The organism is Pseudomonas sp. P9_31, from assembly GCF_034008235.1.
Taxonomy (GTDB): domain Bacteria; phylum Pseudomonadota; class Gammaproteobacteria; order Pseudomonadales; family Pseudomonadaceae; genus Aquipseudomonas.
The window spans coordinates 5,237,957-5,251,752 of the sequence record NZ_CP125375.1 but is presented as its reverse complement, the minus strand read 5'-3'; the positions used below and the strand labels follow the sequence as shown (position 1 = coordinate 5,251,752).

Genomic DNA, 13,796 nt, shown 5'->3' with positions numbered 1-13,796 from the left:
GACATCCTCGCGGGGGCGGCTTATTTGACGTGCCGTCCGCCGTTGACGGTCAGGGTCGTGCCGGTGACATAAGGGTTGTCGAGCAAATAGCGCAGGCTCTGGTAGATCACTTCGCTGCCCGGTTCGATGCCCAGTGCGGATTTGGCCAGGACCCTGGCGCGGTACGCCGCGTCGTCGTCGGGATTGAACAGTAGCAGGGCTGGCGCGATACCGTTGACCTTGATGCCCGGCGCGAACTTGGCGGCAAAGGACAGGGTCAGGCTGTCGAGCCCGGCTTTGCTGGCGCAGTAGCCGATGTGTTTGCGGCTGCCCTTGCGGGTCACGTCATCGCTGATGTGGATGATGTCGGCGGGGCTTGAACGCCGTAGCAGGTCGGCACAGTGCAGGTTGATCAGGTAGGGTGCCAGCATGTGCACGCTGAACATGCGGGTGAAGGCTTCGACTTCGGCACCTGGGGTTTCGGCCAGCCATTCGGAGGCGTTATGGACAATCGCCCGCAAGCTGTCGGTGTGGTTCTTAAGTTCGCCGATGAACGCGAAGATTCCGGCCTCGCTGGAAAAGTCCGCGAACACCGCAATCGCTCCCAAGTCGCGCAGAGTCTTTACGCCGGGGCGTTCGCTGCGGTAGCTGAAGATTACCGGATGGCCGTCTTCGAGCAAACGCTGCGCACAGTACAGGCCGACACGCTGGCCGGCACCGGTGATGAGGATTGGGGCTGCGGAAGAGGTCATGAACGGCTCGCGTCGCGGTTAGAGCAAAACTATACCAGCGACGGGAGGCGTACACCTATTGTGGGAGCGGGCTTGCTCGCGAAAGCGGTGTGTCAGGCGACATCTATGTTGACTGTGCCGCCGTCTTCGCGAGCAAGCCCGCTGCCACAGAGGGATCAGCGATGCTCGGTTGAGGGTTCGGCGGGCAACGGATGTGCCGGTGTACTGTGCAGCCAGTTAGCCAATAGACGGGTCGATAGCGGAATGAAGAAGTAAACCATCAGTGGCGTCAGGCACAGGGTGCTGACGAATACTCGGGTCAGCAAACCCGTTTCAGCCAATAGGGGCCCCAGGACGAAGTTGAACAACAGGGACACCGGGAAGAATGCCAGCCAGATTGCCACGGCCTGTTTCCAGCGTGGTGGGCGTTGGCCGACCGCACCAAACCAGCCATCGATGCCACTGACCCGATGCTCCAAGGGATGGGCAAACAGATCGCTGCCGCGCCCCAACCAGGCGGTACGCGACGCGGAATGCTCCCAGGCGTGCATGGTCTGCTCGTTGGCGAAGCGGAAGATAATCTGGAATTCGTCATCGTCGGGCGGCGGAGCGAGCACGCCAGAGCCGAGATAACCGGGGAAGTCGGTGGCCAGTTGTTCGCCTTCGCGCAACCAGGCCATCAGGTCCTGATAACGCCCATCGGCGACGCGGCGCGCAACCATCAGCGTGACGGGTGAAGTAGACATTGTGTATCTCCATATTACTAACGCGTCGCTCCGGATAAGAGCTTCGCCAGACACAGCGCCGGGGTGGTGGGCTGCATCTCGGGACAAGCAAGGATTATTCCTGATTATGCCATGGACATCAGTGCCTGCTTCTTTCAACAACGTGTTGAATGCTGTCGGGGCAGGAGAGTTATAATATATCCAAATTTATACATGGATGTAGATTCAAAGATGCCTGTGCTGAGCAACCTTGCGCCTAGCTTTCCCACCAGTACCTCCCTGATTCGAGAAGAGCTGTTTCCGATTCGTGAGGTTGCGCGCCTGACGGGAGTCAACCCGGTCACACTAAGAGCATGGGAGCGACGGTACGGTCTGATACAGCCCACGCGCACCGAAAGTGGGCATCGTTTGTATTCGTTGACCGATATCGAGCGGGTTCGCAGCATCGTTGGCTGGATCGAACGCGGTGTCGCAGTCAGCAAGGTCGGCAAGATACTGGCCAAGACCGAACCGCTCAAGGTGCTGGTGCAGACCTCTCCCAACGAACTCGCTCAGGCTGACTGCGACCAATGGCAGCAGCAGGTCAAGGCGGCGGTGAGCGTTTTTGACGAAGTTCGACTGGAGCAAGTCTACGGTCAGATTTTTTCCAGGTACCCGCTGACGGTGCTGTTTCAGGACATTCTGATTCCGATCTGGAAGCAACTGCTACAACGCCATGAAGCGTTCGGTCAGGCCAGCGAGTGGCTTTTTCTGGATGGTTTTCTGCGTGCTCGAGTGTTGCAACGCCTGCTGCTGGTACGTGTCATGGAACCGCGACGAGTGCTTGTCTGCACCCTGGCCGATCAATGTCGTGAACTTGATGTACTGGTCACGGCGCTGTATCTGAGCAGCGTCGATTCGGCTATTCAGCTGTTGGCGATCGGTCAGCCCTTCGACGAGTTGATCCTGGTCTGCGAGAAGATCAAGCCCAAGGCACTGGTGCTGGTTTCCAATCACGCACCTGCCGCCGAACTGCCTCGACGTTTGAACCGTCTGGCCATGAGCCTGGATTGTCAGGTGTTGCTGGCCGGGGATGCATCGGACCTGGCGCAGGAGAGCCTGGCCGGATCGTCGATCGGTTGCCTGGGAAACGAGGGAGTGTTGATGCGCCAGCGTCTGAAACAGTTCCTGGCGGGGAATCTGGATAACTGAGATTCAGAGATGCAGTGCGGGATGAGTCAGGCGATGCTGCTGAAGGATGTACTGACGCAGACGTTCGGTTTCATCCTTGTCGCTCTGGCTCAACCCGTAAGCGTAGAAACCCTGCTCGGTTTCACGCTCGAAGGTGCCGCGCAACGCAATCCGCTCATAGCCTGACGGGCTGAACCACAACGCGAAGTGCTTGGGCGCCTTGGTCTTGTTGCGGACTTCAAGCAAAACCCCTTTGAACGATATTTCGTGCACCCACATCGTGCCGGGTTGTCCTTTGGCATTCTCCAGCGCCACTGGCTCTTCGAGCGCCAGGCGCCATGGCCGAATCATCGGCCCGTCTTCATAGATGCTGGGGACACCGAGGCGCAGATGCATCGCATGGAATTCATCTTCCACCAGGTGCAGCGGGAAGGTCATTTGCTGATTTTCGAAATTGGCCTGGATGGTGACTTGCTCATGAGCGGCCAGGCGTGTGAGCAAGTCACGAATCTGCGAACCGCCGTTGACGAGCAGGCTCGAAGTCGCATCCCGCACATTGAGTTGCGGGTTGTGCTGCATGTTCTGGATAAAATCCAGCTCATCCTGGGTCAGGAGTGCGTCGCGCTGCATGATTTGCTCGAAAGGAATAGTTACAAAGTCATCGGTGATTGTAGTAAATGACCGTTAATTCGCAGATTGGTTTGAGCCGTTCGTCGTTTGAGTGCGCAAAGTTCAGCCTGTACCTCGGCCAATTGCGCCTCCAGTTGCGCGACTCGCCGCTGCGTCTTGACCTGCCCGGTGACGTCTTTCTGCACCCCGACGAAATAGGTCTGTCCGTCGTGCGGGTTTTTTACCGTGGAAAGCGACAGTTCGTTCCAGAACGGTGTGCCGTCCTTGCGGTAATTCCTGAGGATTTCCCGGCAGGAACCGTCATTATCCAACGCTTGGCGAATCAAGGCGAGGGCGGACTGATCCCGGTCTCCTGCCTGCAAAAAACGGCAATCCTGGTAGAGGATTTCTTCGCTGGTATAACCCGTCAGGCGTTCGAATGCCGGGTTGACGTAAATCAGGATGTTGTCCTGCTCGCCTTCCTTTTCAGCAATCACGATGCCGTCGTTGGAGGCTTCGATCACCATTTGCAGTAGTGAGGCATTGATCATCGCAGAGTCCTTTGCGTATGGATTGATACGCTGCATTCTAAAAGATCAATGAGGGCCGTGCTGTTAATATTCCCGGTCTTTTACTCAGCTTCAGGATCAGATTGATGAAAGTCGCCATCCTTTCCGGCTCGGTGTACGGCACGGCTGAAGAAGTTGCCCGCCACGCTGCAAGCATTTTGAACGTCGCCGGTTTTGAAACCTGGCACAACCCGCGCGCGACACTCGCTGATGTTCTGGCGTTTGGCCCCGAAGCATTTCTGGCGGTGACCTCGACCACTGGCATGGGCGAGTTGCCGGACAACCTGCAACCACTGTATTCAATGATCCGCGATCAATTGCCCGCCGGCTGGCGCGGTTTGCCGGGTGCGGTGATCGGTTTGGGCGACTCGAGTTATGGCGATACGTTCTGCGGCGGCGGCGAGCAAATGCGCGAGTTGTTCGGCGAATTGGGCGTGCGCGAAATCCTGCCGATGCTGCGCCTGGACGCCAGCGAAACCGTGACCCCGGAAACCGACGCCGAACCTTGGCTGGCGAACCTCGTCAGCGCTCTGCGGGGCTGACTTGTGGGAGCGAGCCTGCTCGCGATAGCGGCGGGTCAGGCAACATTGATGCTGAAGGTGCCGCCGTCATCGCGAGCAGGCTCGCTCCCACAAGTTTGCGCGGCTTAACTTAACTTACGGGCATTAAGGCCTACGCGCCTTTATTGGGCGGGTGCCTTGACATGGATCCAGACTCACCCGCGCACTGACTCGTTCGGCCATCAAGCTGGCTGCCAATGCAACTACACGAAGTCCGGGGGCTGACTAGACTGCTGTAACGTCGGTAAAACGATAAGAACCCAGAAAAATAAAAATCAGAGGTCTTGCCGTGAGCGTAGCCCCCGCCCAATCGCCACACAGTGTAAAAGGCCAGGTCAGTGCTGCCGAGTGGCAGACCCGCGTCGACCTGGCTGCCTGTTATCGTCTGGTCGCCCTGCACGGCTGGGACGATCTGATCTTCACGCACATTTCGGCCAAGGTGCCGGGCACTGAGGATTTCCTGATCAACCCGTTCGGGCTGATGTTCCACGAAATCACCGCCTCGAGCCTGGTGAAGGTCGATCAGGCCGGCCACAAGTTGATGGACAGCCCTTACGAGATCAACCCGGCGGGTTACACCATCCACAGCGCCGTGCATGAAGTCCGTCATGACGTCGTGTGTGTGCTGCACACTCATACGGCGGCAGGGGTGGCGGTATCAGCGCAGAGGCAGGGCATCTTGCCGATCAGCCAGCAGTCATTGTTCGTCCTCTCCAGCCTGGCTTATCACGCCTACGAAGGCGTTGCACTGAACCATGAAGAGAAGGCGCGGATGCAAGCCGACCTTGGAGAAAACAATTTCCTGATGCTGCACAACCACGGTCTGCTGACCTGTGGCGGCACTATCGCCGATACGTTCCTGATGATGTTCACCTTCCAGCGCGCCTGCGAGATTCAGGTGCTGGCGCAGAACGGTGGCGCAGAACTGATCGCCATCGAACCGCAGATTCTGGCGGGTGCCAAGGCGATGATCGCCGGCGTCACCAAAAGTGCTCAAGGGATGGGTGGCGCGCTGGCCTGGCCGGCGCTGCTGCGCAAACTCGATAAACAAGACCCGGGTTATAAACTCTAAATGGCACTCGCCGAGATCCCGTTGTGTGTCTGGCGCAAACGCGGCCAGACCTTCGTATTTCGCGGTCAGACCATCCGCTATTGGACAGCGGGGCAGGGCGAGCCGCTGTTGCTGATCCATGGCTTCCCGACCGCCAGTTGGGACTGGCATTACCTGTGGCAGCCGCTGGCGCAGCGCTATCGAGTGATTGCCTGCGACATGCTTGGTTTCGGCGATTCGGCCAAACCGCTGAATCATGACTACAGCCTGCTGGAACAGGCCGATCTGCAACAGGCCTTACTGGCGCATCTGAGCGTCGAGCAACCCGTTCATGTATTGGCACACGATTATGGCGACAGCGTGGCCCAGGAACTGTTGGCCCGGCACTACGAAGCGCGTATTCACGTCGCCAGTTGCGTGTTCCTCAATGGCGGACTGTTTCCCGAAACCCATCGCGCGGTGTTGATACAGAAACTCCTGCTCAGCCCCTTGGGCTGGATGATCGGGCGAGCCTTTAACCGTGATGCTCTGGTAAAGAGTTTCCAGCAAATCTTCGGTCCGCAGACCCGGCCCACGGAAAGTGAACTGGATGATTTCTGGAGCCTGGTCGACAGCAATCACGGGCAACGGATCATGCACAAGTTGATCAGCTATATCCCGCAGCGGCGTGTCCAGCGTGAGCGCTGGGTTGGTGCCATGCAGCGCGGCGAAGTGCCGCTGCGCGTCATCGATGGCGAGGTCGATCCGGTTTCCGGCGCGCACATGGTGGCGCGCTATCGGCAACTGATTCCCGCTCCGGACACCGTCCTGCTGCACGAGATTGGCCACTACCCACAGATCGAAGCGCCGGCGCAGGTGCTCGAGCACTATCTGGAGTTTCGCGATCGGCTGGTGTCCCCGCCGCTCAAAGTGGCGTGTTCCTGACTATCCCGCTGTCTTATTGCGCACCATTCAGCTCTACCCGTATTTATTGTGACCGGCAGCTCCGTGCCTGACACTCGGCTCCATTGTTCCCTGGCTTGCTGGAATTCCCCATGAATGAGTCTGTGCGCTTCGAAGATAAAGTGGTGATCGTCACTGGTGCGGGCGGCGGTCTGGGGCGGGCGCACGCGCTGCTGTTCGCAAAACAGGGCGCCAAAGTGCTGGTCAATGATCTCGGCGGTTCGGCTCAAGGTGAAGGCGCCAATGCGTCGGCGGCCGATCGAGTGGTGGCGGAAATTCGCGAAGCGGGCGGCACCGCCGAGGCTAACCATGACTCTGTCACCGACGGTGACAAAATCGTCCAGCACGCCCTCGATACGTTCGGTCGTATCGATGTCGTGGTGAACAACGCCGGTATCCTGCGCGACAAGACCTTTCACAAAATGGACGACAGCGACTGGGACCTTGTTTACCGCGTTCACGTCGAAGGCGCCTACAAAGTCACCCGCGCTGCCTGGCCACACATGCGCGAGCAAAACTATGGCCGCGTGATCTTCACTGCGTCGACCTCGGGCATTTACGGCAACTTCGGTCAGTCCAACTACGGCATGGCCAAACTCGGCCTCTACGGCCTGACCCGCACACTGGCTATCGAAGGCCGCAAGAACAACATCCTGGTCAACGCCATCGCCCCCACGGGCGGCACCCGCATGACCGAAGGCCTGATCCCGCCGCACATGTTCGAACAACTCAAACCGGAACTGGTCAGCCCGCTGGTGGTGTACCTGGCGAGTGAGCATTGTCAGGAAACGTCCGGGTTGTTCGAAGTGGGTGGCGGCTGGATGGGCAAGGTGCGCTGGGAGCGCAGCCTGGGCGCCGGGTTTGATCCACGGGTGGGGTTTTCGCCGGAAGATGTCGCGGCGCATTGGCAGCAGATTTGTGATTTCGAAGGCGCGGCGCATCCGAAGGACAATATTGAGGCGTTGAAGGAAATGATGGAGAACTTGCAGAAGTATTCCATCTGATTGCGCGACATCCTGCCATCTGCCCCTTGATGACTCTCTCCTAAAATCTTTCGCCCATAAAAAAGGCCGCTGCAAACGCAGCGGCCAAAGCAAGACGTGGATCAAGGAGCAATAGATCAACGTCAGTGAACACGGGGCGATGAGTCGAAAAATACACTTCAAATCATCTGTATTCTGTTGCCGATGGGGCGTGTCTATCATTTCCATCGCTTCGTGCTTTCGGCCGTTTGCCGTGAAAGCCCGGCAAGAATAAGGCCTTGAGTACAAAGGAAAAATAGCGATTCCAGACATGCACTGTTGCAGGCTGAGCAACAGTCTCAGGTTGACCCCTGTAGCCGCCTTCGGCAGCAGCTACACCCCCCGGCTTCACCCAGTCCCATGCGCTGTATTGATAACCCCCCATCCAGCTCATCCATACCCCGCGCAAACCGCCATCCCATGCGGGCATTCATCCTTTAGAGGTACACCACGAATACCTCCTTGGTGCGCTTATCGCTCCCAGCCAGCGGCAGTAGGGTGGGGCCTTCTGTCACTCACCGGGGAAGACGCATGACAAAAACAACAATGCGCGCCATCTTCAAACCGCAGGCGCTGGCCGCTGCGGTGGCCTTGGGTTGCTGTGCCCAGGCGCAGGCTGTTTCATTCAACATCGGCGAAATCGAGGGGCAGTTCGATTCTTCGTTGTCCGTCGGCGCGAGCTGGGGCATGCGCGATGCCGACAAGTCTCTGGTGGGCACCGTCAACGGCGGCACCGGCCAGTCTTCGACCGGTGATGACGGACGCCTGAACTTCAAGAAAGGCGAAACCTTCTCCAAGATCTTCAAGGGCATCCACGACCTCGAATTGAAGTACGGCGACACGGGTGTGTTCGTCCGTGGCAAGTACTGGTACGACTTCGAGTTGAAGGACGAAGACCGCGAGTTCAAGCAGATCAGCGACAGCGGTCGCAAGGAAGGCGCGAAGTCTTCGGGCGCGCAGATCCTTGATGCGTTTATCTATCACAACTATTCGATTGCCGATCTGCCGGGCACCGTGCGCGCTGGCAAGCAGGTGGTCAGTTGGGGTGAAAGTACTTTCATCGGCAACTCGATCAACAGCATCAACCCGATCGACGTTTCCGCGTTCCGGCGTCCTGGCGCGGAGATCAAGGAAGGTCTGATTCCGGTCAACATGCTGTTCGCTTCCCAGGGCTTGACCGATCAACTCACGGTGGAAGGTTTCTACCAACTGGAGTGGGACCAGACCGTCGTCGACAACTGCGGCACCTTCTTCGGTAACGACGTGGTGGCGGATGGTTGCAACAACAACTACACCGTCGGCAGTCCGGCGATTGCCCCGTTGGCGCCCTTGGCATCGGCCTTCGGTCAACCGATCCAGGTGACCCGCGAGGGCGTGGTCGTTCCCCGTGGCGGCGACCGCGATGCGCGGGATTCGGGGCAATGGGGCACGGCCTTGCGCTGGCTCGGTGACGACACCGAATATGGCCTCTACTTCATGAACTACCACAGTCGCACACCGACCGTCGGCACCACCACCGCCGGGCTGTCGACACTGGCCAGCCTGCCGGGCATGGTCAGCACCGCCAACCGTCTGGCCCCGGGCAGCGGTTCGGGTCTGGCCCAAAGCGTGATGCTCGGACGCGGCCAGTACTACCTCGAATACCCGGAAGACATTCGCCTGTACGGTGCGAGTTTCTCCACCACCCTGCCTACCGGTACGGCGTGGACTGGCGAAATCAGCTACCGGCCCAACGCTCCGGTGCAGGTCAACACCAACGACCTGACCCTGGCATTGCTTAACCCGATCGCCGGCGGCGCCGCATCGCCTATCGCCACCACGGCAGGTGCCAACAACACCGGTTACCGCCGCAAGGAAGTGACTCAGGTGCAAAGCACCCTGACGCACTTCTTCGATCAAGTGCTGGGCGCCGAACGCCTGACCCTGGTCGGTGAAGCGGCGGTGGTGCGGGTCGGTGGTCTGGAGTCGAAGACCAAGCTGCGTTACGGCCGTGACTCGGTCTACGGCCAGTACGGTTTTGGCGGCGATACCGACGGCTTCGTCACCTCGACCTCCTGGGGCTACCGTGCCCGGGCGATCCTCGATTACGCCAACGTGATCGGCGGGATCAACCTCAAACCCAACTTGTCCTGGTCCCATGACGTCAGCGGCTACGGCCCCAACGGCCTGTTCAACGAAGGCGCCAAGGCCATCAGCGTCGGTGTCGATGCCGACTACCGCAACACTTATACCGCGAGCTTGAGTTACACCGACTTTTTCGGCGGGGACTACAACACCCTGACTGACCGCGACTTCGTGGCCTTGAGCTTCGGCGTGAACTTCTGATCTGGCTGAGAAGGATGATTTAAATGCGCAAGATGATTCTGCAATGCGGCGCCCTGGCCCTGAGCCTGCTGGCGGCCAACGTGATGGCGGCGGTCTCGCCGCAAGAAGCCGAAAAGCTCGGCACCACACTCACGCCGCTGGGCGCCGAGAAGGCCGGCAACGCCGATGGCTCGATCCCGGCATGGACCGGCGGCATCCCGAAAAACGCCGGCGCTGTCGACAGCAAAGGCTTTCTGGCCGACCCGTTCGCCAGTGAAAAACCGCTGTTCACCATCACCGCCGCGACCGTCGACAAGTACAAGGACAAGCTCTCGGACGGTCAGGTGGCGATGTTCAAACGCTACCCGGAAACCTACAGGATCCCGGTCTATCCGACCCACCGTACCGTGGCCGTACCGCCGGAAATCTACGAGTCGGCCAAGCGCAGTGCGCTGAACGTGACCAGCATCAACGACGGTAACGGCCTGGCCAATTTCACCGGCAACCGCTACTACGCGTTCCCGATTCCGAAGAATGGCGTCGAGGTGCTGTGGAACCACATCACGCGCTACCACGGCGGCAACCTGCGACGCATCATCACCCAGGTGACCCCGCAAACCAACGGCAGCTACACGCCGATCCGCTTCGAGGAAGAGATCGCCGTACCGCAACTGATGAAGGAACTGGACCCGGACAAAGCCGCCAACGTACTGACCTTCTTCAAACAGTCGGTGACCGCTCCGGCGCGGCTGGCGGGTAACGTACTGCTGGTGCACGAAACCCTCGACCAGGTGAAAGAGCCGCGTCTGGCGTGGATCTACAATGCCGGTCAACGCCGTGTGCGTCGTGCGCCGCAAGTGGCTTACGACGGGCCGGGCACCGCCGCTGACGGCTTGCGCACGTCGGACAACTTCGACATGTTTTCCGGCGCGCCGGATCGCTACGACTGGAAACTGATCGGCAAAAAGGAAATGTACATCCCCTACAACAGCTACAAACTCGACTCGCCGAGCCTCAAGTACGATGACGTGGTAAAGGCCGGACACATCAACCAGGACCTGACCCGCTACGAGTTGCACCGGGTCTGGGAAGTGGTCGGCACGGTCAAGCCGAGCGAGCGGCATATCTACGCCAAACGCCACATGTACCTCGACGAAGACAGCTGGCAAGTGGCGCTGGTGGATCACTACGACGGTCGTGGCCAACTGTGGCGAGTGGCCGAAGGTCACGCCCAGTACTACTACGATCACCAGACTCCGGCCTACACCCTCGAGGCGCTCTACGACATCATTGCTGGCCGATACATTGCCCTGGGAATGAAGAACGAAGAGAAGCACAGTTTCGAATTCGGCTTCGACGCCAAGTCTGCCGACTACACCCCGTCGGCCCTGCGCGCCGAGGGTGTTCGGTAAGGGTTTTGATACATTGGCTGAGCGAAAGGCGACCATACGGTCGCCTTTTTTATAGCTGCCAATCAGCGCGCTGAATACTCGTCAACAAGCTGGCTGGAGAGGGCTAGGGTGATCTCACAACTATAAAAAGGCTCACCCGATGACCGCCATGACTGCATGTCTGGATCGCCCCGGATTCTTGCCCAGACTTTCCTCCCATCACCTGTCACGGGCTCGCTTGATCGAGCCGTTACTGGCCTCCACGGCACGGGTGAAATTGCTCTGCGCGCCCGCCGGCAGTGGCAAGACTGCGCTGCTCGCCGAATGCCTGTTGCAGGCGCCAACCCAATGCCGGGTGCATTGGTTGCCGTTGTCTGGCGTGGCGTCGAGCGCGGCGGATTTTCGTCATCGCCTGGCAGGGACGTTGGGGTTGGCTTCGACGGACGAAGCCGAGTTGCTTGGTTGTCTGGCGCGGTTGCAGACACCGACCTGGCTGTTTCTCGATGACTACTGCCGTCTCCCGAACCCGGAACTGGATCAGCTACTGGATCGCATGCTGGCGATCAGCAGTCCGATGCTGACCTGGTGGCTGGGGGCCCGCCGCCGGCCGCCCTGCAACTGGCCAAGGTTGCTGCTCGATGACGAGTTATATGAGTGCGAAGGCGCGACGCTGGCGCTCACGCAGGGAGAGATTGCACAGTTTTTGTTTCACCTGCCTTCGGTACAGGCCGACAAGGTGGCCGGAAATATTTTGCAGCGCACCGGTGGCTGGTGTGCCGGCGTGCGGATAGCGCTGCTGCAAAAATGCGATTGGTCGCGTCAGGACAACCCCCAGGGACGGACGAAGACCTTGCTCGATTATCTGGAGCACGAATTATTCAGCTCACTGACGCCTGAGTTGAGCGAGGCCTGGCGCGTGCTGGCCCATTTGCCGCGCTTCAATGCCCGGCTGTGCGACCACCTGTTTGGGGCCGGGGAGGGCGCGCAGTACCTGAGGACCTTGCAGGCACTGGGCTGTTTTATCGAACCCTGGCGCGATTCCACCGACTGGCTACAGATTTTCACCCCCTTCACCCAGTTGTTGCGCGATGAGCAATGGCCGGCGGGACGCTCCTGGCATCGGCGTGCCTGCCAGTGGTTCTGTGCCGAACAGGACTGGAAGTTGGCCTTCGAACAGGCCTTGCTCGCCGAGGAGTACGAAGTGGCAGTCAGCCTGTTGCAGCACTTCAGCTTCGAGCAGTTGTTCGAGGAGCAGACGGTGGTGCTGCTGTTGCGTTTGCATGAGCAGCAAGGCGAGGAGCTGACGCTGGGCAGTCCGCAGTTGGTCGGATTGATTACGGCCGCGCTGTTGTTCGCCGGACGTTTCGAACAGGCGAGCGCCTGCATCGCTCGTTTGGCGCATTTCACGCCCCAACCCTCGGCAGTGCTTCAGTGTCAATTGATTGCACGCTGGCAGTCCCTGCAGGGTTGGTTACTGCATTTGCAGGGGGGCATGGAGACTTCGCGCGCGCACTTTCTTGACGCGTTGAGCGCACTCGATCCCGAATGCTGGACGGCGCGGCTGATGTGTTTGTCCGGTCTGACGCAACAGGCCCTGCTAAGGGGCGAACTCGACGTAGCGCAAGCCCATAACCGCGAGGCGTTGTGCCTGGCGCGGGCGCAAGGTTCGCTGGTGTTTGAGGGCCTGATGGAACTCGATCATGCGCAATTGCTGGAACAACGGGGCGCGGCGACGCGTGCTGAAAGTCTGCTCTGCAATATCGATGAGTTGCTTCGTCAGCGATCGGATCTACCTGCACCCTTGCTGGGACGAATTGCGTTGCGTCGTGGGCGGCTGGCCCTGTGCCTGGGCGCAGACGAGCGCGCTGCCGAGTTCTTTCAGGCAGGCCTGGACGATTGCTTGCGCAACCACGACAAGCGGGTGCTGTATGGGTTTCTCGGTCAGGCGCAACTGGCTGCAAACAAGGGCGATTACGCCCAGGCGTTTGTCCGGTTGCGCGACGCTGAGCGTTTGATGCAACAGCGGCACATTCCCGACACCGTCTACCGTAGCGTTCTGCTGCAAGTCAGTAGCCATTTCTGGTTGCAACAAGGCCGCCCGGAATTGGCGCATGAGGCATTGGGCCGAGTGCTCAAACACTATCGTGGACCTGGGGCGCGGCAAGCACCACCGGCGACACTGGAGTTGATTCCGCGGATCGAGTACTTGTTGATATTGGCCGAGGTTCAGAGCGGACCGGCCAATGCCCTGGCGCTGGCCTCCCTTCAGTCTCTGTTGGCGCATGCCCGGGAACGCGGGATGCATGCGCTCGATACCGAACTGCAGTTGGTCATGGCGGAGGTGTTATGGCTGAGTGGCGACACCCTGCAGGCCATTGAGGCACTGCGCGAAGGCTTGCGCATGGTCGCGCGTTTTCAGGGGCATCAGGTGTTGCACGAGTTACGTCTGCGTCAGGCACCATTGCTCGAGGCATTGACTGCGTCGGGATCGCCCGCTGGAAGTGATGTAACCCCGCAACAGTCCAATCCACTCAGCCAGCGTGAGCTGGAAGTGCTGAAGTTGATTGCCCTGGGTAATTCCAATCAGCAGATTGCCGATACATTGTTCATTTCATTGCATACAGTGAAAACCCATGCCCGACGCATCCATGGAAAGTTGGGCGTCGAGCGCAGAACCCAGGCGGTAGCCAAAGCCAAGCTGTTGGGATTGTGGGAGTAACGTGTAAGACGTGGTATCGACGTC

The 13,796-nt window shown here is 59.4% G+C and carries 11 protein-coding genes and 1 pseudogene; 8 read left to right on the top strand and 4 right to left on the bottom strand.

Annotation, left to right across the window (positions count from 1 at the left end; all coding sequences use genetic code 11):
• Positions 1–20 precede the first annotated feature (20 nt).
• A complete protein-coding gene (gene folM / locus QMK51_RS23800; protein ID WP_320392205.1) occupies positions 21–731 on the bottom strand; it encodes a dihydromonapterin reductase in 711 nt (236 codons plus the stop codon).
• 155 nt (positions 732–886) lie between these two features.
• A complete protein-coding gene (locus QMK51_RS23795) occupies positions 887–1,456 on the bottom strand; it encodes an antibiotic biosynthesis monooxygenase (protein WP_320392204.1) in 570 nt (189 codons plus the stop codon).
• A 192-nt stretch (positions 1,457–1,648) separates the two neighbouring features.
• Here QMK51_RS23795 and QMK51_RS23790 point away from each other — a divergent pair, with 192 nt between their 5' ends.
• Positions 1,649–2,626, top strand: coding sequence for a MerR family transcriptional regulator (locus QMK51_RS23790; protein WP_320392203.1), 978 nt, complete (start codon positions 1,649–1,651; stop codon positions 2,624–2,626).
• A 3-nt stretch (positions 2,627–2,629) separates the two neighbouring features.
• Here the strand turns inward: QMK51_RS23790 and QMK51_RS23785 are convergent, their stop codons facing one another.
• Both QMK51_RS23785 and QMK51_RS23780 read right to left on the bottom strand, forming a co-directional pair.
• Positions 2,630–3,235, bottom strand: a complete 606-nt coding sequence (locus tag QMK51_RS23785; RefSeq protein WP_320392202.1) for a hypothetical protein — start codon at positions 3,233–3,235, stop codon at positions 2,630–2,632.
• A 54-nt stretch (positions 3,236–3,289) separates the two neighbouring features.
• Positions 3,290–3,765, bottom strand: a pseudogene (locus QMK51_RS23780) (PAS domain-containing protein).
• A gap of 104 nt (positions 3,766–3,869) precedes the next feature.
• Here QMK51_RS23780 and QMK51_RS23775 point away from each other — a divergent pair.
• The 7 genes from QMK51_RS23775 to QMK51_RS23745 all read left to right on the top strand — a co-directional run bounded on the left by QMK51_RS23775 (position 3,870) and on the right by QMK51_RS23745 (position 13,772).
• A complete protein-coding gene (locus QMK51_RS23775) occupies positions 3,870–4,325 on the top strand; it encodes a flavodoxin (protein ID WP_320392201.1) in 456 nt (151 codons plus the stop codon).
• Positions 4,326–4,632: 307 nt separating this feature from the next.
• Positions 4,633–5,415, top strand: coding sequence for a class II aldolase/adducin family protein (locus QMK51_RS23770; protein ID WP_320392200.1), 783 nt, complete (start codon positions 4,633–4,635; stop codon positions 5,413–5,415).
• Positions 5,416–6,318 (top strand): alpha/beta hydrolase, encoded by a 903-nt coding sequence (locus QMK51_RS23765; RefSeq protein ID WP_320392199.1) that lies wholly within the window; start codon positions 5,416–5,418, stop codon positions 6,316–6,318.
• 110 nt (positions 6,319–6,428) lie between these two features.
• Positions 6,429–7,340, top strand: a complete 912-nt coding sequence (locus tag QMK51_RS23760) for an SDR family oxidoreductase (protein ID WP_320392198.1) — start codon at positions 6,429–6,431, stop codon at positions 7,338–7,340.
• Positions 7,341–7,889: 549 nt separating this feature from the next.
• The gene (locus QMK51_RS23755; RefSeq protein ID WP_320392197.1) at positions 7,890–9,683 is read left to right on the top strand and encodes a DUF1302 domain-containing protein; all 1,794 of its coding nucleotides are present in this window, start codon (positions 7,890–7,892) and stop codon (positions 9,681–9,683) included.
• 23 nt (positions 9,684–9,706) lie between these two features.
• Entirely contained in the window at positions 9,707–11,074 is a 1,368-nt protein-coding gene (locus tag QMK51_RS23750; RefSeq protein ID WP_320392196.1) for a DUF1329 domain-containing protein, read from the top strand.
• Positions 11,075–11,213: 139 nt separating this feature from the next.
• Positions 11,214–13,772 (top strand): LuxR C-terminal-related transcriptional regulator, encoded by a 2,559-nt coding sequence (locus tag QMK51_RS23745; protein ID WP_258697503.1) that lies wholly within the window; start codon positions 11,214–11,216, stop codon positions 13,770–13,772.
• Positions 13,773–13,796: the final 24 nt, after the last annotated feature.

Bases quoted from the DNA above. Each gene is read 5' to 3' on its own strand.
- folM (WP_320392205.1), bottom strand. From the start codon at position 731: ATGACCTCTTCCGCAGCCCCAATCCTCATCACCGGTGCCGGCCAGCGT.
- QMK51_RS23795 (WP_320392204.1), bottom strand. From the start codon at position 1,456: ATGTCTACTTCACCCGTCACGCTGATGGTTGCGCGCCGCGTCGCCGAT.
- QMK51_RS23750 (WP_320392196.1), top strand. From the start codon at position 9,707: ATGCGCAAGATGATTCTGCAATGCGGCGCCCTGGCCCTGAGCCTGCTG.
- QMK51_RS23775 (WP_320392201.1), top strand. From the start codon at position 3,870: ATGAAAGTCGCCATCCTTTCCGGCTCGGTGTACGGCACGGCTGAAGAA.
- QMK51_RS23785 (WP_320392202.1), bottom strand. From the start codon at position 3,235: ATGCAGCGCGACGCACTCCTGACCCAGGATGAGCTGGATTTTATCCAG.
- QMK51_RS23755 (WP_320392197.1), top strand. From the start codon at position 7,890: ATGACAAAAACAACAATGCGCGCCATCTTCAAACCGCAGGCGCTGGCC.
- QMK51_RS23765 (WP_320392199.1), top strand. From the start codon at position 5,416: ATGGCACTCGCCGAGATCCCGTTGTGTGTCTGGCGCAAACGCGGCCAG.
- QMK51_RS23760 (WP_320392198.1), top strand. From the start codon at position 6,429: ATGAATGAGTCTGTGCGCTTCGAAGATAAAGTGGTGATCGTCACTGGT.
- QMK51_RS23745 (WP_258697503.1), top strand. From the start codon at position 11,214: ATGACCGCCATGACTGCATGTCTGGATCGCCCCGGATTCTTGCCCAGA.
- QMK51_RS23790 (WP_320392203.1), top strand. From the start codon at position 1,649: ATGGATGTAGATTCAAAGATGCCTGTGCTGAGCAACCTTGCGCCTAGC.